Origin of the sequence: Pseudobacteroides cellulosolvens ATCC 35603 = DSM 2933 (genome assembly GCF_001262605.1) — a bacterium.
GTDB lineage: Bacteria > Bacillota > Clostridia > Acetivibrionales > DSM-2933 > Pseudobacteroides > Pseudobacteroides cellulosolvens.
This window is the reverse complement of the sequence record NZ_LGTC01000001.1, coordinates 4,202,112-4,228,640: the sequence shown is the minus strand read 5'-3', so window position 1 is coordinate 4,228,640 and position 26,529 is coordinate 4,202,112. Positions and strand designations below refer to the sequence as shown.

The following is a 26,529-nucleotide window of genomic DNA, read 5'->3' as shown; positions in this document are numbered from 1 at the left end:
TTTTCTTGTGTTTGCATATTCCCATGCTTTTGATTTATAAATTCCATGCCTAATCAGATTATTAAACCTTGTTTTGACCTTCTTCCATCTCTTCCAAAGGCAGCACACTATAGGGCTGAAGGGGGATGGTACAGTTATTGCTTGGGGTGCTAATGATCTTAGGCAAAGTATAGTGCCAGAAGGGTTGTCAGGTGTAAAAGCCATTGCTGCTGGAGATTGGCACACTATAGCATTGAAAGAAGATGGCACGGTTGTTGCTTGGGGTGATAATAGATCAGGACAATGTAATGTGCCAGAAGGGTTGTCAGGTGTAAAAGCTATTGCAGCTGGAGGGTCACACACTGTAGCATTGAAGGAAGATGGCACGGTTATTGCATGGGGTGATAATACTAAAGATCAATGCAAAGTGCCTGAAGGGCTGAGTGGTATAAAAGCCATTACTGCTGGAAATACTAGCACTGCAATTTTGAAGGAAGATGAAACATTAATGAATTTTGATTCAGAAAGTTATATAATTCCTTTTAGCCAGATAATGGGTTTAAGTCAAACAACTTCCCCTACAGGAAACCCAACTCCAACTAGCACCCAAACACCAACATCTACAAGCACTTATATACCTACATATACACCGTCTAATACTCCAATAAATACACCAGTTGAAATTGTTAAATGCGATATAAACTCAGACGGGGTAATAAATATTGCTGACATAATTTTAATTGCCAGATATTTTAACAGTACTTATGGTGACGGAAGATATGAGACAATGTTCGATTTAAACTGTGATGGGTTTATTAATATGATAGATATACTTCGAGTTGCAGTATATTTTAATCAGAAGTTATAATTTATATGATAATTATTTGAGGTATTTTCCCAAAATTAAGTACAAAGTAATCACAATTAGCAGTATAGGAATGAATTTTCTAAGGGCATGAGGGCTGCCGATTGATTGGGCAAAATTAGGAATTCATTAATGAAGAGACTGTGAAAAAAGTTTGTAAAACAGCTTTTTATGATAAATCAAAAATCAAAATATCATAGGAGGCTGTTTTTTTATGGCAAAGAGAAAGAATTCAATGAGTGAAGGCAAAAAAGAATATTATTGCATTATTACAGCATTACTTCAGGAATATGATATCCAGTCTGCCTCTTTTATATCCCAAATATTTGCTAGTTTGTCCCAGATTAGTTTACGTTCTTCATCTGTCAGTGTACGTAATGGAAGTCATAAGTTTTCCCATACAGTTTTTTCTATAGTGCTTACTTGTAACAATCCTATCCCTCATAATAACCTCCCTCAATCTACGTTTTTAACAAATTACATACCACTAATTTAAGTACAAATATGTCCATTGAAAAGAATTTATAGTAGCAATAGTAGTGTCTGTGGGGCTTGTAGGCAACTCAGGAGTTGTCCATCAGAGCAAACCAGGACACGTGTCTTTTTATAATAAGTATGTTAGAATATCATGGGTATAGATAATTATTGCTAAAACTTATCCCTAAACAGGATCTTATAATATTATTATCTCTACAATAGATATCACCTATATATTCATATTTACTCAATAAGTCAATTCTAATAAATATACTTTCAGTAACATCTTTCCACCACTCAAAATATTTATCAGTATAGTGCGAACTTTCAATCTTAATAAAATCAACATTCTTTTGTAAATCATTAAATTGTTTATTGGTAATACTACTATTTATCCATTTTGGATACATATTAACAAAGTAATACTTAATAGACTCATCTTCCAAAAACTCTTCAATACTGTCTGCTCTCAGTTTATATGTTCCCATAAAAAAATTATATATTTTTCCATCTTCATCAATGCAGGGGCCGATATCCCCTGCATAATGATAGTCCATACATTGAAAGAAATACTTTCCACTATCTTTTGACCAATACTTAAAGCGATATTTAAGTATTTGCGAGTCAAAATAAAAAATATTCATATGATACCCTTTGTAATAACCTTTGCCTATTTTATACCAAATCCCACCATATATTTCTTGAAAGTTAATAACTTTTTCAAAAATAGGGATTCCTTCTCGCTGAAATAATTTTATTATTACTTCTGTATTGGTTAATGCATTTTCTAATTTACCTTCTGAGAGCATTTGCATTGCTAATTTAGAAATTTTTTTATTTTCTATACATACTCGCTTCAACTTGTACATTTTTTCAGATTCATTACTTAAAATAACATCACAAATCACTTTGGTCTCTGCGTCCAGTTTCTCATAATGTACTGAGCATATATTTTTTAACGCAGTTAACAACATTTGTTTCATTTGGTCTCTATGATTTCTAATATACTTTTTGCTAAATTCATAATCTTCATAGTCAAAATAGCCATCAATTCCCAAAACCTCATCTGTATCTCCACTTTCATAAACCCATTTATCGATTTCTTCCAAACTTGACATTCCAGAATAAAATCTTAAAATTAAATCTACCCATTCACTTAATGGTTTTTCCATTTTTTGCACCTCACATATTTATATCTGTTCCATATTCCGTGTTAGAAGTTGCCAATTTTTATTTCACTAGGTAGAGATTTAACAATGTTATAAAATGTTGTTGGCTTTAGATTAAGTTCTTCCATTGCAGCTTTAGCAGTAATCTCTTTGACCTTCCACCTTTTATAAACTTCTTCAAACTTTTCTGGAATTTTTGTTTTAGGTCTTCCCAAGTGTCTTCCTTCACTTTTAGCTGCCGCAATACCTTCTGCCTGTCTATTTTTAATATTAATTCTCTCCTGTTCTGCAACATAAGCAAGTACCTGGAGTATTAAATCGCTTATAAATGTCCCAAGCAAATCCTTATGAAGAGTAGTATCGAGAAGGGACATGTCCAGTATTTTTATATCTGCCTTTAGCTCTTGCGTTATAAACTGCCATTCTTTAATAATTTCCTTATAGTTTCTACCTAATCTATCTATAGAAGCAATAATGAGAAGATCTCCTTCCCTTAAAACCTTTCTTAGTAACTGATACTGCGGCCTATCAAAATCTTTACCACTCCGCTTATCAATTAATATAAATGATTCATCTACACCGGCTTCTTTTAACGATTGTATTTGCCTTAATTCATTCTGGTCTTTATCACTGACTCTTATATAACCATATTTTCTCAACATCAACAACTCCCAAAAAAGCATTCTAAAAGGTCTCAGATTTTTTGAATATGTTCATAAACATAATTATAACCTTTTTGAATAGTAAATGAAATATATTTTTTACTATGCTATTTCTGATGTAATATGGGTATATAAAGGGTTTTGGAAATGTGACTTAAGTAACTCAATATTTTATAGAAAAACCAACCAAAAAGGTATATCTTTATGAATAATGATAATTTTATTTAAAGCTTCTTTCAACCTGGCTGAGGGCTGTTTTTCTCAAAACTTATCGTGAAGTGTTTTATATGGGACAATTAATATATATTATACTATTTTTTAAATAAGATTATTAGCTGCCAAGAAGAAAGGTAGTCAGAAACCGGAAGCTATTATTGAAGGTGCAGATGGTTTACGTGGATATTGTAATATGATAAATTATTGTCTTTTACTTATCGATTTTATAATTTGCTAAAGTGTAATTTGATATTGTAATAGCTGGTACGCCTTTTTTATTATCTAAAAGAGATGCAAAGTCTCTTATTAGCATTCTTTCTAAGGTTACTCTATGTTTAGCAAACTGTTTTGGCAAAACGTTATATCTATAATAATTCCACTTGCTGATAGAAGGATGTTCTTGCTTGAGTCTTTTAATCAGAATATTTGCTTCTCCAACATAGAGAAGCTTATTCTCTGTATCAACTAAGGTATATAAGACATTTTCTGCTCCTAGTTCTGTTCCTAAATCTTCTCTTTTTTTCCAGTGCTGTTTGTATATTCTGAATTCATTTTTGCCTTCTAGCTCGTCGTCAATTAAATGGAGTACTGGCGACCCAATAAGTCTTTTAAATAACTCAGGAAAACTTGGTTTTTGTGTATAGTAAGCTGTAAAATAAAAAGTTTTTTATTTTTATCAAATTCAATATCTAGGAACTCCCAGAAAGGAATTTCTTCTTCTATGCTGCTTGGTTTTGGATTCCGTAGTCTAGCCTCTATATCCCTCATGTAGCTCATTAGGAAGACATCTTTAATTATATCTTGCAAATCCGAAGAATACCAAAGTCTATATGCAGGTGTTTTTCTTCCTTCAGGTGCGACAGTAATAGATGTAGTTAAGGAGAAGTTTGGTATTGAAGTTGATAATGATGTTGCTGATGCTGTTTGTATAGGGTTGAGTTACCTTAATTAGTGACTTTTGTCACCAGTAAAATATATATAGTATAAGGGTGATAGTCAAATCACCCCTATAAATAAACCTCTATATTACTTGCAAATAATTTGAAAATATTATATAATGTGTAAACGAGTAAAAATTATGGAGTGTGTTTTGATGGATAATAAGGTGAAAGATATCTGGGAATTTAACGAGGATTCTCAAGGGATGTGGAGATGGAAATTAAATATCCAGAATGGAAGAATACGTGGTGTATACAGTCAAGGCTATAAAAACAAAGAAGATTGTATTATAAATGCTAGAAAACATGGCTATATAGATTAAAAGAGATTAAATCTTTATCAGGTTTGTTAGAGGTTTTATTATATGGTCAATGTTTCCATAATAGTAAAAGCTGGTAAATATAATTACGATGAACTTTGCAAGTCGTACTGAAAAGAGATGTGTTTCATTTATGGAATTGTCTCTTTTTGTTTTATTCATATGGTGAACTAACGTAAGCGTCAAAACGACTGTACCTCGAATAAAATGTAATTTTTTGAGATAATACCTTTCAAATAATAATTTTGGGAGGTATTTTAATGTCAAGTAATATGAAATACCAGATTTGGAAGGAAAGAATTGCTGATTATAGTTCTAGCAACCTCAAAGCACAAGAATGGTGTAATAAGAATAATCTGTCTATTAAAACTTTTTACTATTGGTTAAGAAGATTTAATAAAGAAACCATATCATCAAGCAATACACCAAACGAATTTGTTCCTGTAACAGTAACTACACAAGATATTATAATTAACAATACTTCAGTTCCAATAGTCATAAGGCTGGGGAACATAGCAATAGATGTAGCTGATGGCTGTCAGACAGATAACCTTCGTAAAGTATTGGAGGTACTTGGAGTATATGCTTGATTTTACCGCCGGAACTCAAGTATACCTTGCATGTGGTGTAACTGACTTGCGTAAAAGCATTAATGGTCTTGCTGCTATCGTGAAACTTCGATTTAAACTGGATCCATATTCAAAAAGCATGTTTGTATTTTGTAATAGAAACCACAACATTATAAAAATAATTCAATGGGACGGAACAGGTCTCTGGCTTTTAATGAAGAGACTGGATAAAGGGAATTTCCGTTGGCCTATGACTGCATCAGATGTAAAACAGGTATCTATTAAAGAACTTAGATGGTTACTTGAAGGATTATCTATTGAGCAAAGCAGTGGTGCTTTTAAAGAAAGGCATCCTGGTATTGTAATTTAAAAAATATATGTTATTTTTCAGTTTTGTTTCGTAATATAGACTGTACTTCAATATTAAATATGGTATAATTTTCATATGAAAACTATAAATAAAGCCACTTTAACAGACCAACAATTGAATGAATGTTCCAAAGATCGACTGGTTTCCTTATGTAAAGTTCTTATGGAACAAAATAAAGAAATCAGTACCAAGCTGGATAATCTGATACAGCAAATAAATCTGTCTAACCATCGTCGCTTTGGTTCTTCCAGTGAAAAAGACAAATTCAAGGGGGGGAGTAAATTGTGGCAGAAATTGCAGGTGATGGAGCTGTTCCAGCAAAAGAATGTTTACTTTTTATAGAAATAATTAAACTTTTTCCTCAGGTACAAAAAAAGTTATTAATGAAATGGTTGCAGCAGTAAAGAAGAGAATTTCAACAATGAGTGAAACTAAGGCAAAGGAGTTTTTACAAAGACATTTGCCCAAAACACCTGAAACAACAATAGATGATATTATAGAAGTAATAATGAAAGAAGAGGCAGTAAGTACAGTTGCTTGTGGAACTGTATCTGCAATAGATGAATTTATTGCAGGAAAAAGAAAATTTGATGATGAAGTATTAGAAGAGTATGCCAAAGAATATGCAAAGGTTATAAATTCAAACTTAAAAGGATGGTCATGGGCAGCTGATATTAAAGGTGGTTCAAAATTATCAAGTTATAGAAGAACTCAGATAATCGAAAAAGCTAAAGAAAAAATATTGGTACCGGATATTAAGGTAAAAAAAGTTGAAGGTGTATTGCATGGCTACGCAGATTTTGCAGAAGCAGGGGTAGTTGTCGCAACTTATAAGCTTCCTGAGGATATGTGGCTTAAGGATGATGATGAACAATTTAAATGGCTAAATGAGCAGCTATGGAAAGATAGTGAATTGCAGCAAAAACACCCAGAATTGTTTATAGACATTGACCCATATGAGCAACCAACAAAGTTTACTTGGCACCATACCGAAGGTAAAGGCGTTAAAGGTCAAGGTAAGTATGAAGATGGTACAATGCAATTAGTAGGTTTTGGTCCTCACAATATGGTTTCGCATAATGGTGGTAGAACTGAAGGACATTGGGCAGATGCACCAAGATAAATATTATGAAAGGATGATAGAACATGGAGATTAAAGAAAATAGAATAATTGAACCATTACCGAGCAAAGAATTAGTTGATTTAAATGAAGAGTATTTAAATGTAAAATTTCCTAGTTCCTTTAGAGAATTTATAATGAAATACAATGGTGGGGTTCCTAAAACTAATTTATTTAAATATAATAATCATGTTTATGTAATAGATAGATTTTTGTGTATGTTAGAAAAGTCTAGTAGCCATAAATATGGGGAATATGATATTAATGCAGTATGTACCATGCTCGATGCAAGATTGATATATGATGAAGATTTAATTGGTTACGAATTGGTACCAATAGCTGTGTTATTTGCGGGTAATTTTCTGGTGCTTAATTTTCACGAAAATGCAGAGGAGCCTACTATTTGTATTTGGAGTAGTGAAGAATCAGCAAATTTAAAGCCTAAGGTATATGAGGTTTCTAAGAGTTTTGAAGAATTTCTTACTAGCTTGTACTCAAATGATTAATTAATAAATATTAGAATAAAAATTGGATTTTCTTAAGAGGTTGAAAGCGGGAAGGTATTAATACAGATGTAAACTAAATTCATATTTTTATTAAAAATACAAGCTAGAAATTCAGTTTAAATACTTTGTTAGTAAAATGTTAGTAAATTTACAGCAAAACATAAATCAAGGGTCTCAGTTATTAACTGAAACCCTTGATTTATCTGGTGCCGAAGGTCGGACTCGAACCGACATGTTGTCACCAACGCTGGATTTTGAGTCCATTCCTCTATATACTTCTTGCCAAATGTAGTCCACATCCGGCTTACACGTCTTGTAACTGGATTAATTTCTGTATGACAGCATTGGATTATACTTTTATTATACTACAACAGGGAATGTAGTGGTACTGGTTAAAATATCAAATAAATAGTTCTATTCGCATAAGCTTGCAGTATAAGGATATTGTTCAATATAGTAATTGCCATCCTACTTCCCCCAAGTAAGCTATTTATAGAATTCTTATTACCAGTTTCAACTCATTATTACAATAATCTTTGTGTTAAATGATATATAAGTGTCTCATTACTTATGAAGCCACATGGCTCTGCTTAATAATCTTGTACTTGACATTGTCCCTCTGATATCTATCTATTGCTTTATATAAATTAGTGCCAATAAAATATTGCAAATCATAAGCAAGCATAAGATTTCTTTCAATTTTGGCACCTTCTGACCCATCCATATCCGTATCATTAGTATTCAAGCTTCCAAACTTCTTACATAGTCCAACAGATAATATTTTAACTAAGTCATGTCCACAACAAACAGTCCATGGGTTGTATTTGTTTTCTAATAATAATTTGTCAATTTTATTGATAATATCAATTCTATTAATACCCCTTAAACATTGTTTTGTTTCCTCGCTTGTATTATCTTTAGAAATTGTATTAAGAATTAGAGCGTTTAGCAGCCTTACTTTGTCCATATTAAGAGAATTCTTATCAATACTCTTCCTGAACTCTATAGACTTAAAATCTAAGTTCAATTTTTCAGTTTTAGAATACCATCTTAAGTATCCGACAAATAACCCAATTGGTAATATATAATCAAAAATAGAGCTACCTAAAGCTTTTATTTTTGTTTCTGACCCATATTGGTCTAGTAACTTACATAGTGCAGGAGATTGTAATATCATTGTTTCCAAATCGTGAGAATCAGTAAGAAAAATGCAGTCACTCTTATAGCTAATATCATCACCTAAATCAAGAAAGTCCCGATCAATTATACATAAAATACCTTCATATTTATACTTTTCGACATCAATTAACACATTTACTGCTTTTTCCCTACCAAAACAAATTTTAATTTCGCATTCAGCACAAAAAAAATTCTTATAAGTATTAAAATCACTTATACCTTCTACAAGAATAAAAGGCTTGCATTCTCCAGCATCTCTAGACATTTTTATATCATTTGCAATTATCTCAGCGGTTATTTCTTCCCTCATTGTCTTTTTCTCCCCCATTCAAAGCAAATGTACATTCCCAATAATTGTTTATAATTTGTGGTGAATGTGTAGCAATTAGTACATTAAATTTAGTGCTTTGCATGATTGTTTTAATGTTATTAATAAACGACTTTTGCCAAACCACATGAAGAGATAGTTCAGGTTCATCGATTAATATTAAAACGTTATTATTAAGCATAAAGATTAACTGATACATAATTACAAGCTCATGCTGCTCACCTGATGACAGCTGTCTTGGTAGAATTTCATCTCCATTATCGTTTTTAAATATAAACCCTTTAGTTTTATCAATGTAAAGTTCCTTATGTGAAAATTGGAGAAGCTTTATCAAATTCTCAATTTTTATAAGCAAGTTATCAAATACTGACAATTTACTCTCGACATCTTCAACATATACTGTTAATACTTTTAAATCCTGAATACTAACATTATTAGGAATATAGAAACTTACATTATCACTCTCTTCAAGAAATCCTGCTTTTCCAAGTTTAATTCTCTTTTCTTCTAACTGTGATAGCTTATCATTTATTTGAGTTTCACTAAGGTATTCGCTCCTCTTGAGTAACCTTTCAGGAAAAGTTTTATCTAACTTTTGTGATATTTCAGAATAATCAGTTAAACTCCTTTGAATTCTTTTAGCCAAATCAAAAGAATACTTATCAACAATCTCAATTACCCTGCCATTTTTTTCTCTTCTCACATTATTATCTTGATCGGTATTACTCAAATCTAATAATCTCTGTGTTTCTATAAAGTGTACAGATACTCTTTCTTTTATTGCATTATCCAACTTATCCATGATTTTTTTACTTTTTGCTTCAACATTATCATCTATCGAAAGATATTGGTCATCAGCATATATAATAGTTCCATCTCTTTCATGAGCAATAACATTCCTATACATTCTATTCTCAATTATTACTCCATCTTCAGTGTAAACCCTTCTCCAGTTATCGTACCTTTCTCTTTTTTTGGGGTAATTAAAGCTATGTATCTTATCGTTATTAATCCTGAATTTAACAGATAGATACTCATCATTACTATTATCAAAGGACAAAAACATATCATCAAGATAAATGTTAAATTCATTAAATTTGTAATTTGACATAAGATTATACTTTTGCCGATTTTGTTGGATAGCGTTTTTTATCATATTAAGTAATGTTGTTTTACCTGACCCATTCATACCATATATGATTGTAATCCCAACTTCTGTGTTTAAAGGAATATCATAATCGTATAGTCCAAATAGTTTTTTTACTTCAACCCTATTTATCATAATAATCTCCTTAATTATTGTATTATTCACCTCATACTTTGCCCTATAATAAAACTTTCCCAACTAAGGTGCAAAATACAAATATAATAATAATAATTTTTACAACTTTATACAATACTATGATAGCAACATCAATAGATAATTTCATTGACATAAGTATACATTATTTCATCAAGTCATCTTCTTCCTCCGAGTATTCACAGATTAGAAAAAAACGTTGACTTGCTAAATATCAATTAAAACCCTTTTTAAGATATCCCACATCAACTCAGCATTCTCAGATGATACACCATTTATTAATTTCTTTATCTCTACACCTGGATGTATAAGGTTACGATATATCCTAACTGCGTTTGAAAAATGGTATATTTCTAATTTGATTAAGTCGTTTTGTTTCGCTACATAAAGTAATTCATTTAAATCCATATCAATAACCTTTTTAGTCTTACCGTTCTCAACTTGAGCTTTATCTATATTTACAGATTTAATTTTATCAAGAAGTATAGCTTCTAATATACTTCCACTTAAAATAATAGAAGCTTTATTCTGTCCTAATAAACAAGCTAAAGCGTTTTCTTTTATATCTCTTTTTAACATAACAGACAATTCAGGAGTCTTTATCTTATCCAAACATTTGATTAAATCGCTATTATAGCCTATAGAAGATAAATTTTCGGTAGAAAGCACTTTACTCATCTCAAGAAGTTCTAAGTCATCTTTGATTGTGTTATCCAACTCCGGTATATAATTTAAAATTTTAGGGTTAATAGTATAAACGTTACTTTTGGTATCGTAATTATGCTTTGTCACCTTTAATATATAGCTCTTTTCTAAAAAATCATCCAATAGGCTCTTCGCCTGATTTTCATTCATTTTCATATAAATCGGAAGTTGTCTATAGCTACAAACAATATAGTTGTTCTCATCTCTTTTTTGAGAAAAATCTAATAATTTTTGCTTTACAAAAATACCTTCATTTTGAAAGTTTTTAAAAGCCTCATTATATATAGATTTCCTTTTGTTCTCATCATTTACCTTTTTCTTAACTCTATCGAAATTTCCTTTTGCAATTTCATCATTTGGTTCTTTTTCTAACGCTTTATTCAAAAGTTCATATGATTTCTCAATATTACCTTCGCCTTCATAAATTAGGCTCAAATTATTATAAACCCCACTTCCAGTTTCAGTTTTATTAACCAAAAGCTCATATAGGCGTTTAGCTATCTTATTCTGCTTTTCCTCAGCATATGAAAATGCAATCTCAAAAACACTTTCCGTTTTCTCAATTTCGCTAATAGGAAACAATGAGGAAATCTCGACGATTTCTTTGTACTTATCACTCTTCCAAAGTCTTTCTACTATTGCTGGCACTAATCCACTACATACATTATGTATAAAGCACTCATTTTCATGTAATTTGGTCTTTAAGAAGTCCACCATATCCTTGAATGCATCATCTCCACAATCACATATATATGAAGCATCTACTGTATCATCCTCGTCAATAGTGTAAAATGTGCTTAGTAATTTAAAATGATATTCAAATACTTTTAAGTAGCTTCTTTTCTCAGTCAAAACACTACATATTACTTGATAAAACACCTTATCATTAGGGAAGTATTTTATAGCACTTTCAATATCTTTTACTTCTGACATACCAAGTTTTATATCTTCCTCAAATTCTTTCGCTGAATGCAAAAATAATACTCTAAGACCTTTTGCTTTTACCAATAACTGTCTATTCCCTTTAGCTATTTCAATAAGTTTAGAGAAAATCTTCTCAAAAACTATTGTAAAACTTAGCGGGAAAAGACCACTTGGAAATGGAGGGTAATTTTCGAGTACATACCCTGATGGTATTTTTTCAAAGCACTTAATAGCTTCCAGCTTGTTCTCTTCACATAAATACCAATAACAAAGCCCTAGAAAATGCTTATATCCTAGAGAATTCTTTATATCATGTTCAACAAGGCTGTCTAAGATGCCTTTTGATTTATCATTATAAGATTTATTTCCAGTTAACATTATAGAGAAAGCATACGCTAGGTCCCATGCATACTTGTATGTATTATCATCCATTTTAGAAAAATCATTGCGCAAATAAACTTCTATTGCCTTTTCATATTTCTCTTCCTCAAAACAAAGTGTAAACATTTGTTCTTGTATATCCCAGTCAAACAGGTTCTTTTTGCATATTTCATCATACACACTGTCCTTTTCATCTTTCTCTGAACAGGTTAATAAATACTTGTAACAACATATACTTTGAGGAAATAATTTTAGAGCTTTTTTTAGCATACTTACTGATATTTGTTTATCTCTTTCAAATATCGCAAGCCTATAGTATGCATAATCTTTTGGATAATCACTTTCAATAACATACCCGTAATATTGTTTGGCTTTTCTTCGTGAAACTTCGTCATATCGAAATTCATCATTAATGTATGCTTTTATATAGTAAGCCCTTATTAATTCCTTCCCTGATAGGCTGCTTATTAATATATCTAACTCTTTCTCAGCATTATCATATTCCTTAGCATCTATAATTTCTATTATTTCATCAAACGACTTCACATTTACCACCCTCTATTTCATCAGACTTCTCCTGTGTACCTTTATATGAACGAGTAAACTTTATTACACTAATCGACTTATTACTATTTTACCATTATGTGCCACTAATCTAAAGACAAAATTTTTGCATTATTAAATAATAAAGAGGGAGTTTGCCAAAACACTCCCCTACAAAATAATACTAGCTTTTCATTACCCTTGATATATTTTTTTCTGTTCAATTATTTGATTATGGTTTTCCCACTATAATGCACTACATCAGCTTCATTCAAAGGATATCCTGCCAAGACTAATACTTGCGTCTGGTCATTATTCAACAGCCTTGCTCTTCCCACAGCCTGTAAAAGTTCCGTTTCTACTGCATACTTCTGAACTAGCTGCAATATAGGGTCATTAAAGCTTGCATACCTCTTTCTAAACCCATTGACTTCTTTCTTACCAGTTTCAACCTCTGACATTACATCGAAGGTATTCCCAAATATAAGTAGTCCCATCATTCTGTAGCTGTCTACAGGATAGTTAGGTGTACCAAGAATAAGCATATGCTTTCCCTTCAAATGGTCATACCCAGAACAGTTGCCAAAGTATGTCCGTTCATCTACATTCAAGCCCATTTCCTGCAAAGCTGTCACAAACTCCTTTTCGCTGTCCGGTGAATATGTCAAAACTGTATAATCTATTATTGATTTTCCTTGACTCTCCAAAACATCACAAATTCCATGAACCAAATTGCCCATATCCATTCTTGCAATATATGACCTGCTGTAAGATTTGTCCAGATACTGAATTAAGCTACCACCATCATGAGCGTTACCCATATCAAAAAACTTAGCTTCTGGTGAAACTGCCTTATAAATTCCCTCATTTGCAGTTGCCGACAGTATCAAAGATGGCTTACTGGGCAGTCCAGCTCTTTTGCCATAGATGATACCATCTTCAACTTTCAAAAGGTAATCAGCGGTAAAGATACCCATAGTTGCAATGTCAACAATTCTTGTCGAAATACTATGAAGGTTTTGAATATGCCGTATTTCTTCATCAGCAACCTTAATCCCTGTTAAATCCAAAACCACTTCGTTATTATCCTTGAAAGACTTTAATGCTGTAGTTATTTCCGGTACTTGCTGTCCATTAAAATGACCGTATATCATTTCAACAATACTTTCAAAGCTGCTGTAGCCGATTCTACCTTGCTCCATTGAAGTCCAGATAATATCTTCATCATAAATAATAATGTCGTATCCTTCTGGATTAATCAAAATATCTCTATGGGTTGTTGCAATAAGGCTCTGATGTTTTATGTTCCTCAAATCATGCTCATAGGCTTTACAAGGCTCATGTAAAGGGTCTTTTTTATCTCCTGTGTGCTTCTTCAATTCCTTCAAATACAGCAATTTAGCCTGTTTATAGAGTTTCTTTGAATATAGCAACTCAATTTCATGCTGCACTTCATTTTGGAAGTCCACCATTTGAGGTTTGCCCCATACATACAGACCTTTTTCTTCACATCTGTTAATGAATTCATCCTTAAGCTTATGAGTTGGCATGGCAAAAGCCACCTTCTTGTTAAGGCTACTCCAGTCAAAGGATGTCAGTATTTCAGTTTTACCTACACCTGTTGGTGATTTTAATACATACAAGCCTTTTTTGACCTCTGAAATTTCTTTCATAATATCTTCAAAACTTTTTTGAGTCTTATCTCTTACTTGTTTTACTGACTGCCTTAATTTCGGTTCCGTACCAACATATTCAATTACATTCATCCTACTGTTTTTCAAATAGTCATATGAACTTTTGTATCCCTGTTGAATTAGTCCACATTCATTATAGTAAGGGCAGACATCAGCATTACAATTCTGTGGCAGATATTCAGCTTTGGCACATTGAGTTACTGCTGTTTTAAGCTTGGATTGCAATTGTACCTTGTTCTGATAATGTCCAAGGCTGCCGGATATTCTCTCAACTGCTCCTTTGAAAGTATAGAGATTGGTAACAAGGTGAAATAATTGGGGATGGTACAGCCAGTGCTTGCCCTCTTCAAACCTACTGAACAAAGTACACTCTTTAAATCCTTCCAGTCCTACCTGCTCAAAACCATAATTAGCAGTAATAGACTCCGGGGAATATGATTTCTCAATATCAGTATATGCAGTACCCTTTCTGCCTCTCTTTTTAAATGCAAGGCTTTCCATAGTCCAATTAGGTACAATACTTTCGTTAGAAACAGAGATATCCAGTACACCATTTATAATATTAAGTCCTACCTTTGCTGCAATATCCTGTAGAACTCTGCTTTTCTGCTGTTTCGACACCTTATCCAATTCACTAATAAAGGCAGTATAAAGGTTTACAAGACTTACAGGTTTGTTAGTACCTTCAACAACTCCTTTTCCTCCAAAATATAGCCTTGCAGGGTCAATACATTGTTTATCTGAGGGAAGTACCTGCATAAACAGTAAATATAAAAGTGAAACCATCCTTCTGTCAGTAATAACAACCGGGAGTTCAAATATTATCCGGTGCTTCTGCTTTTCCTCTTTATATGAAAATGATTTATAAATACCAATATAATCAAGTTCATAAAAGCTGAGCCTGTCTTTAGTATGCTGGATAGTCCAGTTCTCAACATTATCAATATCAATAGCAATAATATGGAGTTCCTTAAAATGGTCATTACCTGTGCCACCTTCATTGAAAACAGCAGGCTTGAAGCTGTACCCATCTTCACCAACTTTATAAAGAAGCTCAGCAGCCGTCATTTCTTGAAGGTGTAAAGCAGGGTTTTCTTTAAATCTCTTCTGAATTATTGCCGTTGCTTGTCCTGTTGGTTTCTTAGAGTATCCAACTGTATCAACCGTACACTTTATTTTTCTATAAATGTCTATCAACTGCTTTACACCTCCTTGAAACTTAATATAGGGGAGGAAGAGGGATTTATTTCCCTCTTTTGTTCAACTCTGCTTCATACATAGCTTTTAAGACTTTTTGCTCTTCTATAAAAGGGTCATTATACATTGGGTCTCCTTCTTTAATTTCTCCCTCAGCAATAAATTTCTCATATGCGTTAATCCAGCCATCACATCTGGCAATTCTCTCTATAATAATTTTGTCTGAAATTATTGCTATACCATTGGTATCCTCTAATTCCTGTAATTCAGTTTCTATCCTTTCTATTTCATAACAGAGTCTATCATAATCACCTTCTGGCATTTCAATATCAGCATATAAATCCTCATAGAGATGGTCAGTATGCCTTAAACAGCTTAAAATCTCATGTAAATAAGAGTATTCACTCATTAATTTGTTTATTTCAATAGTATTCATTGTAAATAACCTCCAGCAATAATTTTTGATTTGTTTAAGAGAAGGTACAATTTTCTGAGACTCTGAGATAGTATTATAATAATAAATATATAAGAACATCTTGAAGTCTCAATTTTTTGTACCTTCCTTTAATCCTGCAACTAAAAAATATAGATACTATTCATTACTGTGTTCATTTTTAATTACATAGGGAACAAGTAGAAGACCTGCCAGTGTTACTATAGTAATTAAGAGCATTAAATTCACCTCCTCAGCCTTCCTCTGCTTTTTCTTCATCAATGACTGTGTAATTATCAGTATCAATGATTTCAACAATGAATTCTTTCTTAGTGACTTCAACTTCTCTTTTTTCTTTAAATTCATCCGGTGCCTTATTCAGCAGGAAGAATTTGACCATGCTTGGGTCTGGCTCCAAAACTTTCTCATATTCAACTATTGTCCCATTGGATAATACCTTTTGTGCTTTCACAACCCTTGGCAGACACATCATATAAAGTGACTGCTTTACCTTTTCTGTCTTGGCATTTTCTGCATTATCAACAACTGCCTGTAACTCTGGGTACTTTTTGATAATGTGATACCAGTTTCTTCTATCAACACCTAGCCTCTGGCAGATTTCTGATACAGTCAAACCATCAACAATCATCTGGTAAATGTTTGGCAGGTTCTGGAGTACTATCATTGTAATCCTGTTCTTGTTCTTCACTGGCTCTACTTCCTGATTATCCATATTTTCAATAAATCTCTCAAAATCCTTGTCTTTCATGTCAATTCCTCCTTCAAATTTTTAGTTTATTAACAGCATTTCACAAACCGTTTGTCCTTTTCCGGTGTTTTCATGCTCTAAACTATTGATAACAGTAGCTTTAATGGCTTTAAGCTGCCATCATATCTCCTGATTTCATAAGATAATTGAGAAATGTTCAAATACTGCAAATACCCTATACTTCATAATTAGAGCTATTTCTTCATTCGTGACATTCTCTATACTTATTCCTCCAGAAAATTCAGTCGTATGTGGCATAGTGTTGAAAGTAATTATTAATTTTTCTGTACCTGTACTGATTAGCCCAGCATCACCACCTTTACTAATCCCTTCAGGTTTTTTTCTGTTTTGTGACATCAGTAATCGAAAACTATAAAACTTCTTTCTCTATACTGATATATCCTGAAATTATTTTCACTTGTGACATTTCCTCATTTGAAATTCCATAGTATTTTGTATTCCAGCAATACTATTAAGTCCAGAAGCTTTGTTCATTTGTGACTTTCTAAAAACCTTATATTAATAAGCTCAAAGCTTTTTTGATTTGTAACTAGTATTTTATTGAAAAATTGAAAATTATCTAAACCCAGTCTATAAATATCCTTCTAGGGCAAAAATGAAAGCTACCCATCCAAATACACTGGAAGAAGTAGCCGCTGAATATAGTAAGTATATATATTAATAAGAAGACCTTTCCAACAATAAGACTGTTCAGAGAATTTCTACCGGAATAAAAAAGAGAAGCGGTTAAGCTTCCCTGTGAGTAACACTATACTATTTAACTTTTATCTTTGTCGGTGACTGTAATCTGTTGAAGAGATTGAAACTGTCTGTATTCTGCAAGGCTTCAACACCATATAGATTACTATAATGTTGGCTCATTTGTAAGGTTTGATGACCAAGAACTTTCTGGAGTCTAAAGATGTCTCCCCCCTGCATAACCCGATTCTTGGCAAAAGTATGCCTAAACAGGTGGGCTGATGTCTTGGATACACCTCTACTGCGGTTATAAAACATTATAGCATGTGAAGCACTGTGGGGATGCAACTGTACACCTAATTCGCTACAGAATAAATAGTCTTCTCCAGTACCTTTCCTTACATCCAAATAATCTTGAATAATGCTTATCAAATTTTGTGGAAGAGGGTTAATCTGCGGCTGCTTGTTCTTTGTGTGCCGGAAAGTTACATAGGCATTATCAAAGTCAATATCTGCTATCCTGACATTAATTAACGTAGAAATCCTGCAACCAGTACCAACAAGGAAATTAACAATACACCAGTTCCTATACTCAGCAAAGGAGCAATGCTTTACATCAGGTTTCCTCAGTAACATCCTCAGTTCTTGTTCTGTATAACAGTCTTTAGTGGTTTCCTGCACTTTCAAGAATGTAATTTTGACAGCATTGATATAACCCTGCTCATTCAAAAACTTCATAAAAGCCTTTAAATGTCTTAAACCAGTATTAATTGTTGTGGGATTGTCCAAGACCTCTTGTAGATGTGAAACATAGTCATAGATAGTATTCTGGGTTAGCAGCATGATATCTGTATCATCCCCAAAATACTGAAAGAACTTTGCCAAGTGATGTCTGTAACTCTTGATTGTAGCTTCTGAAAGATTTTTCCTTTTACAATGCTTAAGAAACTCCTCAAAGCAATTTGATAATGTTGTTACTTCCTGTTTCTGAACAGCCATTTTAATTCTTGCCATAATTTTAGTCCACCCTTTCACCAATGGATTATTTGCCGTCAACAGAAAGTCCAGAGGTCAAGGGTATAAAAGTAAAAAACCCTGTAACTGTGTAGTTACAAGGTTCTTAAGAAGTTTGGTGCCGAAGGCCGGACTCGAACCGGCATGTACTCACGTACGCTGGATTTTGAGTCCAGTGCGTCTGCCAATTTCACCACTTCGGCATATTTACTTAGCAAACTTAACTTTGCTAAGATAGTATACCATCTGGTGAAAAAAAAAGCAATACCTTTTTTGAAAAATTATGTTCCTGCAGATGATTCTGCAGCTATTGCTGAGTGTATGGCCTTTATTGTGTTTGGTAATAGGTCATCGTTTGTAGTATAGTACTTACCCTTGGCGATAAGTTTCAACTTGTCTGAAATTGTCTTTATTTCTGCCTTTGTAAGTATCAAGCTTTGGGCCTTGCAGGCAACAATTATGCTGGACATAAAAATTAAAGAGATTTCTTCATTTTTTCCATCAAGCAGTACATCTCTAACTTGCTGCTCTGCAATCCTTTTATCTTTATCGTTGATTACTGGATATCTCTTCAACGGAATAAAGCCAAGAAATCTTTTTTCGTCTTCTCTTACAATTCCATTATCTATAAAATTATAAAGAATCTCTTTTCTTATGCTGGCTTTAAATCTTACAAAGCTATATATCCATTTGTTTAGTGTCTTTGCATTTTTTATTTCTTCAAATGCTCTATCTAGTATAGGATCTCCTGTAGAAGATTCATCAATAATAAATAGCTTTTTACCCTGAACTTCAATTTTTTTTCTGCTAATTAGTTCATATAGCAGTGCTGACGAAAGCCCGTACCTTTTCAAATAGGTAGCTCTTGAAAAGGTCTTGCCGCTTTCATTTTGCAGCGATAATAATATTAGTTTTTCCGCCATATTTGGCATAAAACCACTCCCTGTCAAAGCATGGTATAGTTTGAAACAATTAACTTGAAATTATTTATTGCTTCACTTTAGATTTTGTCATTTTTGTTATCATCCTCTAAAGAGGCGGGTTTTGATTTCCGCCTCTTTTGGATTGATTCATGCAGGATAAACTCTATCTGGCCATTAATTGACCTGAATTCTTCCTCGGCCCACCTGCTTAATTCTTCCCAAGTTTTTGGGTTTAGCCTTAATAGTACAGTTTTTTTCTCTGCCATTTTTAATCACAACCTTAATTATGAAGTGTTCCTGTATTAATTACCGGTTGGGTTGAACGTTCACCACACAGCACTACTAATAGATTGCTTACCATAGCTGCCTTTCTTTCTTCGTCAAGCTCAACTATTCCATCTTCATTAAGTTTATCAAGGGCCATTCTAACCATTCCTACAGCACCCTCAACAATTTTCTGTCTGGCAGCAATTATAGCAGATGCCTGTTGACGCTGTAACATTGCAGCAGCGATTTCCGGTGAGTAAGCCAAGTGACTGAGTCTTGCTTCTTCAACAATAACACCGGCTTTACCAAGTCTTTCTTGAAGTTCCTTTTTCAAGGCTTCTGAAACTTCATCAGCACTGCCTCTTAATGAGATGTTGTGAGTTTGATCGGTTATGTCATAGGGATACATTCCTGCTATATGCCTGATTGCAGATTCACTCTGTACTTTAACATAATCAATATAGTTTTCTACATCAAATACTGCCTCAAAAGTGTTTTCAACTCTCCATACTATAACAGCAGCAATTTCTATTGGGTTACCTGCCTCGTCATTTACCTTTAGCTTGTCGCCATTTAAGTTCCTTGAACGAAGGGAAATTTTCTTTTTAGTGTAAAACGGGTTTGCAAAGTGCCACCCGGGTTTTCTAACGGTACCTTTGTATTCACCGAACAATATTAGTACAGCAGCCTCGTTTGGTTGAAGTGTAAAAAATCCGCCTGTGAATATACACCATACTACAAAAAGCACAGCACCTCCGATTATTGATGCTATTGATAGTGGTGATGGTTCTGTGTTGGTCTTTATAATTCCCCAAACTACACCACCGATAGATGCTAAAAGCATTAAGATGTCTACGAGAAACATTAATAGACCTGATATAACCTCTCTGTTTTTTTCTTTCATTTTCCTCGCCCCTTTTGATTTATTTATGATATTATTTTGATATCACTCTTATACTATAATTATAACATTTTTATATTAAAGATCAAATATATTTTTAGGCTATTTTTCTTAAAAAAATGGTATTTGGGTTTAAATTATAAGTTTCCATTCAAGTAGTTCTATCAAGGTTCATTTATCCTGTTTTTTCTACATTGTTTGGAAGAAGGTTGGAAAAATCCCTACATATTTAATAACCAATCGGATTCTGTACTTGACTTATGCTTTTACATAATATACCATTAAGTTTGTAGAGAGAATTAAATTGAATTAGTAAATTAGTAAGTAATAAATGCATACATTATTAATTTGGCGGTGTATAAATATGAAGGCCAAAATAAAGGCAACATGGGTTAGTGTGTTTTTATTAATAGCAATAGAACAGACTATAAAGATAATTATATATAATAATTTTTTTGATAAAAGGTTTGCGATTTTACCTCCTATACTGTATTTTGAGCCAATGTTCAACAGGCATTATTCTTGGTTTAATTCAATGTTGAAGCTTAATGCCGGCAAAGGATTACATATAGCTGTTGTTGTAATTTTGAGCATACTTGTAATAGTGTTTTACAGGTTTCTAACTAAAAGAATAGGTAGTATTAAAATTGTTAATATAATGTTTGCTTTTTTATTTTCCGGTGCTATGTGTTCGTTAATTGACAAGGTTTTTTGGGATGGAAGCTTGGATTACATAATGTTAAAAGGATTTTTTACATTTGACTTGAAAGATTTATATATAGATGTTTTTATTGGACTTATGATATTGTTGCTGTTTACAAAAAATGAACAGTTAAAGCAAATTGATGAAAAGGTTTTATTAAAAGATTTTTTAGATTGTCTACTGAACAAAAAGCATTATTAAATATAGATATTAAAGGAGGCAACATTATGAAGGAATATCTTATACATCTTATGAAGTATAACCAAAGTGCAGACAGGCAGGTAATAAAACTCCTTACAGGACTTAGTGAGGAAGATAGGACTCAGGATAGAAAGTCCCATTTCAAAAGCCTTCAGGGAATTTTTGAGCATATTGTAGGAGGAGCATTGTTTTTTCAGAAGATAATTAAAGAGTCATGTCCTGAAATTAATGGATTAAATCACAAATATTTGGATTTGAAAATCGAACCGGGGAAGGACGATACTATCGACTTTGTTGAGCTCCGAGCTGCATTGGAAGTTCTTGACGGTGCATTTGTTGAAATGGTTGAATCTCTAAGTGATGAGGATTTGAAAAAGACTATCTATTTTAATCTTCCTCAGGTTAAGCTTGAGTTTTCACTGGGGGTATTTATTATGCAGTATTCCAATCACGGGACACACCATAGAGGACAAATATCTCAAATCCTTGATGAAATGGGAATTGAGAATAACTTCTCAAGTATAGCTCCACATTATGAATAAAGCCATATAGTAAAAGTAAGCTGCTGCAAATAAGGCGGTTATAAATTATTGAAACTATACTTGTAGCTCTTTTTTTGTGTAATTTATGGTTGACAAAGTGCTATATGTATGACATAATTTAATTAGATATTTTAATCAGATATTTATTAAATTTTAAATATTATTTCATATCAGGGGAGTAATTAGTTAAGGAAAATTGTTCTATATTTATTTCTGTTTGTTAGTCATAATGGTTCAAATCTGATGCTCAGTTCATAGTTTACCAAATGCATACAAAATAAAAAACAAAAAAGCGTTGATAATTTCATGTAAACTTAATATAATAAAGAAAACCAAAGTTTATATTGCAATTCGATGATCTGGAGAAGTAGTATTTGTCAATGGTTACAGCGAGTTGGGGAGTGGTGCAAGCCTGACAACAACACAAATATCAAAAGAGCCAGTGAGATTTTCCCTGAAATAGCAGTAGGGGGAACGTATTCCTGCGATAAGGGTTTTTGAGTGGGTGTTTTATCAATAAGGTTTATGCAAACACCAATTAGAGTGGTACCACGGCAGCTCCGTCTCTTTATGAGATTGGAGTTTTTTTGATTTTATAGGATAAATTGACATATACCATGTTGTTAAGTAGATAAGGAGTGTGCTAACTGTGAAAAGTTTAAAAAAAGAGATTGCAAATACCATTTCAAAACAAGTTGAATTAGATATAGCAGAAATAGAAAGATTGATTGAAATACCGCCAAACTCTGATTTGGGCGACTATGCTTTCCCATGTTTTCAGCTTTCAAAGGCGTTTAGAAAGGCTCCTAATATAATTGCAGCTGAAATGGCAGAAAAGCTTGAAAAGCCTCTAATTATTGACAAGATTATTAGTGCTGGAGGGTATGTAAACTTTTTTGTTAACAAAGGGAATTTTGCTTCTGCGGTGTTGAAAGGCATTGCGAAAGAGGGAGCTGGCTATGGACGATCGGATATAGGTAATGGAAAGACTGTGCTAATTGATTACTGTGCTACAAACATTGCAAAGCCTTTTCATATAGGTCATTTGCCTACAACTGTAATAGGGGATTCATTAAATAGGATATACAAGTTTTTAGGCTACGAATGTGTAGGAATTAACCATATCGGAGATTGGGGTACACAGTTCGGCAAGCTTATAGTAGCATATAAAAAGTGGGGCAATAAGGAAGAAATTGAGAAAAACCCGATTAAAGAGCTGGTTAAAATATATGTTCGATTTCATGATGAAGCAGAAGATGATGAAAGTCTAAATGATGAAGGCAGAGCGGCTTTTAAAGCTATTGAAAATGGAGACTCTGAATATGTACAATTATGGAAATGGTTCAGGGAAGTAAGTATTGCGGAGTTTAAAAGGGTTCTTAAGGTTTTGAATGTTGAGTTTGATTCATGGGACGGGGAAAGCTTTTTTACTGACAAAATGGAGCCTGTAATTGAGGAGTTAAGGAATAAGAAGCTTCTTCAGGAGAGCCAGGGAGCACAGATTGTTGATTTAACCCAGTTTGACATGCCGCCATGCTTGATTCTTAGAAGCGATGGGGCGACATTATATGCAACCCGTGATCTTGCAGCCATATTATACCGCAAGGAAAAATATGATTTTCACAAGGTGCTTTATTGTGTTGCAACACAGCAGAATTTGCACTTTCGACAAATATTCAAGGTTGTAGATTTAATGGGATATGAATGGGCTAATAACCTTGTACATGTTGCAAACGGAATGATAAGCCTTGAAACCGGTGCAATGGGGACAAGAAAAGGCACTGTGGTTTATCTTGATGATGTGTTGAATGAATCGGTTTCAAAAGCCATGGAAAAGATAGAGGAAAAGAATCCGAAGCTTGAAGGAAAAGAAGTGGTTGCTAAAATCGTAGGAATAGGTGCTGTAAAATTCAGTGCATTAAAGAATAAAAGAATGAAGGACTCGGTTTTTGTATGGGATAAAGTGTTAAACTTCGAAGGTGAAACATCATGTTATATACAATACACCCATGCAAGGATATGCAGTGTGCTGGAAAAGACTGATTTTAGCAAAGAACTGGATATAGAATATGAATTATTGACTGATGATAAATCGTATGAAGTAATAAAAACTTTAGCATTATTTCCCCAGGTAATTATTGATGCTGCAGAGGAATACGAGCCGTCAGATATTTCGAAATATTTAATAGATCTCGTTCAAAGCTTTAATAAGTTTTATCATGAGAATCATGTTTTAAGCAGTGAAGGTAAATTGAGGGACTCAAGAATTGAGTTGTGCAAAGCTGTTAAGATAGTCATTTCAACAGGTATGGGACTTTTAGGAATTGAATGTCCGGAAAAGATGTAAGTTTAGGCAAGTCAGCATAGAGCTTGTAGCTTGATAAAGGTATGTTATAATTATTTCTATAAAAACTATTATGGCCTGGAGGACTTAAAGGTGCATAAAATATTGGTAGTAGATGACGATGATTTAATAGCAAATCTGATTGAGCAGAATTTAAAGCTTGAGGGCTTTGATACAAAGGTATGTCATGATGGGGCCTCAGCCCTTGAAATTTGCAGCGATTACAAGCCGGATTTGGTTGTGTTAGATGTGATGATGCCGAAGCTTGATGGCTTTCATGTGTGCAAGCGACTTCAAGGAACGGGAACTGCAGTTATTATGCTGACTGCTAAAAGTGATATATCCGATAAGCTTGTAGGGCTTGAGATGGGTGCGGATGACTATATAATAAAGCCCTTTGACAGCAGGGAACTTATTGCAAGAATCAAAGCTGTTATAAGGCGTTTTGAGAAAATATCCATAAAGCATACAGATTATGAACAAACTCCTGACAGCAAAGTAATCTGTCTTAATGAGCAAACCAGAATAGCCCTGGCAAATGGAAAGGAACTGGATCTGACCCCCACAGAATTTGATCTTCTTATGCTTTTTACAGGCAATGTCCAGAGGGTTTTTACAAGGGAACAGCTTCTTGACATGGTGTGGGGTTATGATTATCTTGGTGATTCCAGGACTGTAGATATTCATATACAGAGGCTCCGGAAGAAGCTTGGAAAATATAGCAGCTGTATTGAAACTGTTTTTGGAATCGGATATCGGTATAAGGAGCCAACAAAATGAAACTGAGACTTAAGGTTATCTCAATGAACATGTTTATTATTGTAGCAATATTGCTTATAAGTGGAATCATAATTATAAGGACAATTGATAACTTTAATCTATACACCTCTTATCAGTACGTTTTAAGCCAAAGTAATTTTACAGAGCAGTATCTTTCTGAATACCTTAAAATCAGTGAAAAACCTGAGGTTTCATTGGAACTTAATGTTAATTCACTTGAAGAAAAACTAAAACTTCAGTCCGGTTGTGATGTGGAGATTTCAGACAATAAAAAAGCATCAGTCAATGAAATGGAAAAGAGTGCTCTTTCAGGCAAGAAGGTATATTTTATAAATACCGAAGGCCCTAATAGAAAGCTGCTTATGGCTTTTCCTATTATAGTGAGAGGCTCTGTAATAGGTACGGTAAGCCTGGAGTATTCACTTTATCAAGCCGACAATATGAAAAGAAATCTGCAGATAACCTTGGTCATTCTACTTGTTTTTGCACTTTTTGTATCGCTTCTTTTAAGTTATCTTTTCTCTTACAGAATGATCAAACCTTTGGAGAAGCTTACCTTTACCACAAAGGAATATTCAAAAGGCAATTTTAATGAGATAAGCGGGGTAAGCACAGGGGATGAAATTGAAAAACTGGCCCATTCTTTTAATGATATGGGCAAAAACATAAAGGTTATGATAGACAAGCTAACTGACGAACAGCAAAAGCAGAAAAAGTTTATTGACAGTGTAACCCATGAAATAAGAACTCCTCTTACAAATATCATTGGATATGCAGACCTTTCAGGCAGGATAAACCAAGAGGATCAACGCAAAAAATACTATACCTATATAGTTGATGAAAGCAAGAGACTTCTAAATATGGTAAATAACCTTCTTGAATTGTCGCAGCTCAACCAATACGAGTTTTCCATCTCGAAGAAGGAGACGGACATAAAGAATATTATTATAAAAGCTGTGGATCTTATGAAGGACAGAGCTGGAAAGTTTGGAATGACAATAAGTTGTCAGCTTGAGGATGTTAAAGCCAGCGTGGACGAAGAAAAGATAAAGCAGGTGGTAATGAATATTATAGACAACGCAATTAAATATTCCGAAGGGTCTCTTATTGAGATAAAGCTTTGGAAGGAGCAGGATATTTATATTAAGATAATGGATGACGGAATAGGAATACCTAAGGCTGATATAAAAAGTATTACAGAGCCGTTCTACCGGGTTGATAAATCAAGAAGCAGGAAGCTCGGGGGAAATGGACTGGGGCTATCGATATGCATGGAAATCATTGAGGCACACGACGGGAAGCTTGATATTGATAGTGCTGAAGGGGAAGGAACAATCGTTACAATTTCGTTACAACCTTGAAACTGTTTGGAGAAAACTCACTGCTAGAATGTAAATATATTAAAAGTGTTAATAAGCCAGGCAGTTAGCGGAAGACAAATGCAATATAATTATCACTTTTAATATAGAATCGGTAGAAACGAAATTAATTATATTCTACAGTGAAAAGGG

At 33.3% G+C, this 26,529-nt stretch carries 25 protein-coding genes, 2 tRNA genes and 1 other annotated feature; of the genes, 12 read left to right on the top strand and 15 right to left on the bottom strand.

Translation table 11 applies throughout. The features are described 5' to 3' along the window. Positions 1–172 precede the first annotated feature (172 nt). Together Bccel_RS17265 and Bccel_RS17260 are read left to right on the top strand one after the other, a co-directional pair. Complete coding sequence (locus Bccel_RS17265) at positions 173–847, top strand: dockerin type I domain-containing protein (RefSeq protein WP_162181897.1); 675 nt, start codon at positions 173–175, stop codon at positions 845–847. Positions 848–1,058: 211 nt separating this feature from the next. Continuing rightward, on the top strand, positions 1,059–1,340 hold the full coding sequence (locus Bccel_RS17260; RefSeq protein WP_036938519.1) for a hypothetical protein: 282 nt from the start codon (positions 1,059–1,061) through the stop codon (positions 1,338–1,340). A 130-nt stretch (positions 1,341–1,470) separates the two neighbouring features. On the opposite strand, the gene Bccel_RS17255 is transcribed toward Bccel_RS17260, so the two are convergent. The 3 genes from Bccel_RS17255 to Bccel_RS17245 all read right to left on the bottom strand — a co-directional run bounded on the left by Bccel_RS17255 (position 1,471) and on the right by Bccel_RS17245 (position 4,145). Then, entirely contained in the window at positions 1,471–2,493 is a 1,023-nt protein-coding gene (locus tag Bccel_RS17255) for a hypothetical protein (protein WP_081926798.1), read from the bottom strand. Between the two features lie 41 nt (positions 2,494–2,534). Beyond that, the gene (locus Bccel_RS17250; RefSeq protein ID WP_036938516.1) at positions 2,535–3,152 is read right to left on the bottom strand and encodes a recombinase family protein; all 618 of its coding nucleotides are present in this window, start codon (positions 3,150–3,152) and stop codon (positions 2,535–2,537) included. Positions 3,153–3,944: 792 nt separating this feature from the next. Continuing rightward, positions 3,945–4,145 carry a hypothetical protein gene (locus tag Bccel_RS17245; RefSeq protein WP_050753583.1) on the bottom strand — a complete coding sequence of 67 codons (201 nt, stop codon included), beginning with the start codon at positions 4,143–4,145 and terminating at the stop codon, positions 3,945–3,947. Between the two features lie 316 nt (positions 4,146–4,461). Here Bccel_RS17245 and Bccel_RS29025 point away from each other — a divergent pair, with 316 nt between their 5' ends. From Bccel_RS29025 to Bccel_RS17225, 5 genes are all read left to right on the top strand, one after another. Next, positions 4,462–4,629 carry a DUF1508 domain-containing protein gene (locus Bccel_RS29025; protein WP_081926797.1) on the top strand — a complete coding sequence of 56 codons (168 nt, stop codon included), beginning with the start codon at positions 4,462–4,464 and terminating at the stop codon, positions 4,627–4,629. 257 nt (positions 4,630–4,886) lie between these two features. After that, positions 4,887–5,216 (top strand): IS66 family insertion sequence element accessory protein TnpA, encoded by a 330-nt coding sequence (gene tnpA, locus Bccel_RS17240; protein WP_036938514.1) that lies wholly within the window; start codon positions 4,887–4,889, stop codon positions 5,214–5,216. Then, positions 5,209–5,565 (top strand): IS66 family insertion sequence element accessory protein TnpB, encoded by a 357-nt coding sequence (tnpB, locus tag Bccel_RS17235; protein WP_036938511.1) that lies wholly within the window; start codon positions 5,209–5,211, stop codon positions 5,563–5,565. Before tnpA ends, tnpB begins: the two co-directional genes overlap by 8 nt. A 421-nt stretch (positions 5,566–5,986) precedes the next feature. Then, positions 5,987–6,688, top strand: a complete 702-nt coding sequence (locus Bccel_RS17230; protein WP_050753582.1) for an HNH endonuclease — start codon at positions 5,987–5,989, stop codon at positions 6,686–6,688. Positions 6,689–6,711: 23 nt separating this feature from the next. Continuing rightward, the gene (locus tag Bccel_RS17225; protein WP_036938508.1) at positions 6,712–7,191 is read left to right on the top strand and encodes an SMI1/KNR4 family protein; all 480 of its coding nucleotides are present in this window, start codon (positions 6,712–6,714) and stop codon (positions 7,189–7,191) included. 204 nt (positions 7,192–7,395) lie between these two features. Here Bccel_RS17225 and Bccel_RS29715 read toward each other — a convergent pair. The 12 genes from Bccel_RS29715 to Bccel_RS17165 all read right to left on the bottom strand — a co-directional run bounded on the left by Bccel_RS29715 (position 7,396) and on the right by Bccel_RS17165 (position 20,451). Continuing rightward, positions 7,396–7,495, bottom strand: a tRNA-OTHER gene (locus Bccel_RS29715). Positions 7,496–7,759: 264 nt separating this feature from the next. Beyond that, positions 7,760–8,680 carry a DUF4435 domain-containing protein gene (locus Bccel_RS17220; protein WP_036938504.1) on the bottom strand — a complete coding sequence of 307 codons (921 nt, stop codon included), beginning with the start codon at positions 8,678–8,680 and terminating at the stop codon, positions 7,760–7,762. Further along, positions 8,658–9,980, bottom strand: coding sequence for an AAA family ATPase (locus tag Bccel_RS17215; RefSeq protein WP_036938501.1), 1,323 nt, complete (start codon positions 9,978–9,980; stop codon positions 8,658–8,660). The genes Bccel_RS17220 and Bccel_RS17215 overlap by 23 nt, the downstream gene beginning before the upstream one ends. A 225-nt stretch (positions 9,981–10,205) precedes the next feature. Beyond that, on the bottom strand, positions 10,206–12,554 hold the full coding sequence (locus Bccel_RS17210) for a tetratricopeptide repeat protein (RefSeq protein WP_036938498.1): 2,349 nt from the start codon (positions 12,552–12,554) through the stop codon (positions 10,206–10,208). A 221-nt stretch (positions 12,555–12,775) separates the two neighbouring features. Continuing rightward, a complete protein-coding gene (locus Bccel_RS17205; RefSeq protein ID WP_036938495.1) occupies positions 12,776–15,442 on the bottom strand; it encodes a hypothetical protein in 2,667 nt (888 codons plus the stop codon). Between the two features lie 46 nt (positions 15,443–15,488). Next, positions 15,489–15,878, bottom strand: coding sequence for a hypothetical protein (locus Bccel_RS17200; RefSeq protein ID WP_036938492.1), 390 nt, complete (start codon positions 15,876–15,878; stop codon positions 15,489–15,491). A gap of 250 nt (positions 15,879–16,128) precedes the next feature. Beyond that, entirely contained in the window at positions 16,129–16,644 is a 516-nt protein-coding gene (locus Bccel_RS17195; RefSeq protein ID WP_036938489.1) for a helix-turn-helix domain-containing protein, read from the bottom strand. A gap of 774 nt (positions 16,645–17,418) precedes the next feature. After that, on the bottom strand, positions 17,419–18,357 hold the full coding sequence (locus Bccel_RS17185; RefSeq protein WP_036938483.1) for a tyrosine-type recombinase/integrase: 939 nt from the start codon (positions 18,355–18,357) through the stop codon (positions 17,419–17,421). A 116-nt stretch (positions 18,358–18,473) separates the two neighbouring features. Beyond that, positions 18,474–18,560: transfer RNA gene (locus Bccel_RS17180), tRNA-Leu, on the bottom strand. 78 nt (positions 18,561–18,638) lie between these two features. Beyond that, entirely contained in the window at positions 18,639–19,289 is a 651-nt protein-coding gene (locus Bccel_RS17175; RefSeq protein WP_036938480.1) for a GOLPH3/VPS74 family protein, read from the bottom strand. 68 nt (positions 19,290–19,357) lie between these two features. Beyond that, positions 19,358–19,546 carry a type II toxin-antitoxin system antitoxin gene (locus Bccel_RS17170; RefSeq protein ID WP_036938477.1) on the bottom strand — a complete coding sequence of 63 codons (189 nt, stop codon included), beginning with the start codon at positions 19,544–19,546 and terminating at the stop codon, positions 19,358–19,360. Between the two features lie 14 nt (positions 19,547–19,560). Continuing rightward, positions 19,561–20,451 (bottom strand): SPFH domain-containing protein, encoded by an 891-nt coding sequence (locus Bccel_RS17165; RefSeq protein WP_036938474.1) that lies wholly within the window; start codon positions 20,449–20,451, stop codon positions 19,561–19,563. A 361-nt stretch (positions 20,452–20,812) separates the two neighbouring features. Between Bccel_RS17165 and Bccel_RS17160 the strand changes: the two genes are divergently transcribed. The 5 genes from Bccel_RS17160 to Bccel_RS17140 all read left to right on the top strand — a co-directional run bounded on the left by Bccel_RS17160 (position 20,813) and on the right by Bccel_RS17140 (position 26,379). After that, positions 20,813–21,352: a signal peptidase II gene (locus tag Bccel_RS17160; protein WP_036938472.1), complete on the top strand. Its 540-nt coding sequence runs from the start codon at positions 20,813–20,815 to the stop codon at positions 21,350–21,352. A gap of 26 nt (positions 21,353–21,378) precedes the next feature. Next, positions 21,379–21,894: a DinB family protein gene (locus tag Bccel_RS17155; RefSeq protein WP_036938469.1), complete on the top strand. Its 516-nt coding sequence runs from the start codon at positions 21,379–21,381 to the stop codon at positions 21,892–21,894. Positions 21,895–22,239: 345 nt separating this feature from the next. Continuing rightward, positions 22,240–22,465: a binding site (T-box leader), on the top strand. 78 nt (positions 22,466–22,543) lie between these two features. Then, complete coding sequence (gene argS / locus Bccel_RS17150; RefSeq protein ID WP_036938466.1) at positions 22,544–24,241, top strand: arginine--tRNA ligase; 1,698 nt, start codon at positions 22,544–22,546, stop codon at positions 24,239–24,241. Between the two features lie 90 nt (positions 24,242–24,331). Next, positions 24,332–25,018 (top strand): response regulator transcription factor, encoded by a 687-nt coding sequence (locus Bccel_RS17145; protein WP_036938463.1) that lies wholly within the window; start codon positions 24,332–24,334, stop codon positions 25,016–25,018. Beyond that, positions 25,015–26,379, top strand: a complete 1,365-nt coding sequence (locus tag Bccel_RS17140) for a sensor histidine kinase (protein ID WP_036938460.1) — start codon at positions 25,015–25,017, stop codon at positions 26,377–26,379. The genes Bccel_RS17145 and Bccel_RS17140 overlap by 4 nt, the downstream gene beginning before the upstream one ends. The last annotated feature ends 150 nt before the right edge of the window (positions 26,380–26,529 follow it).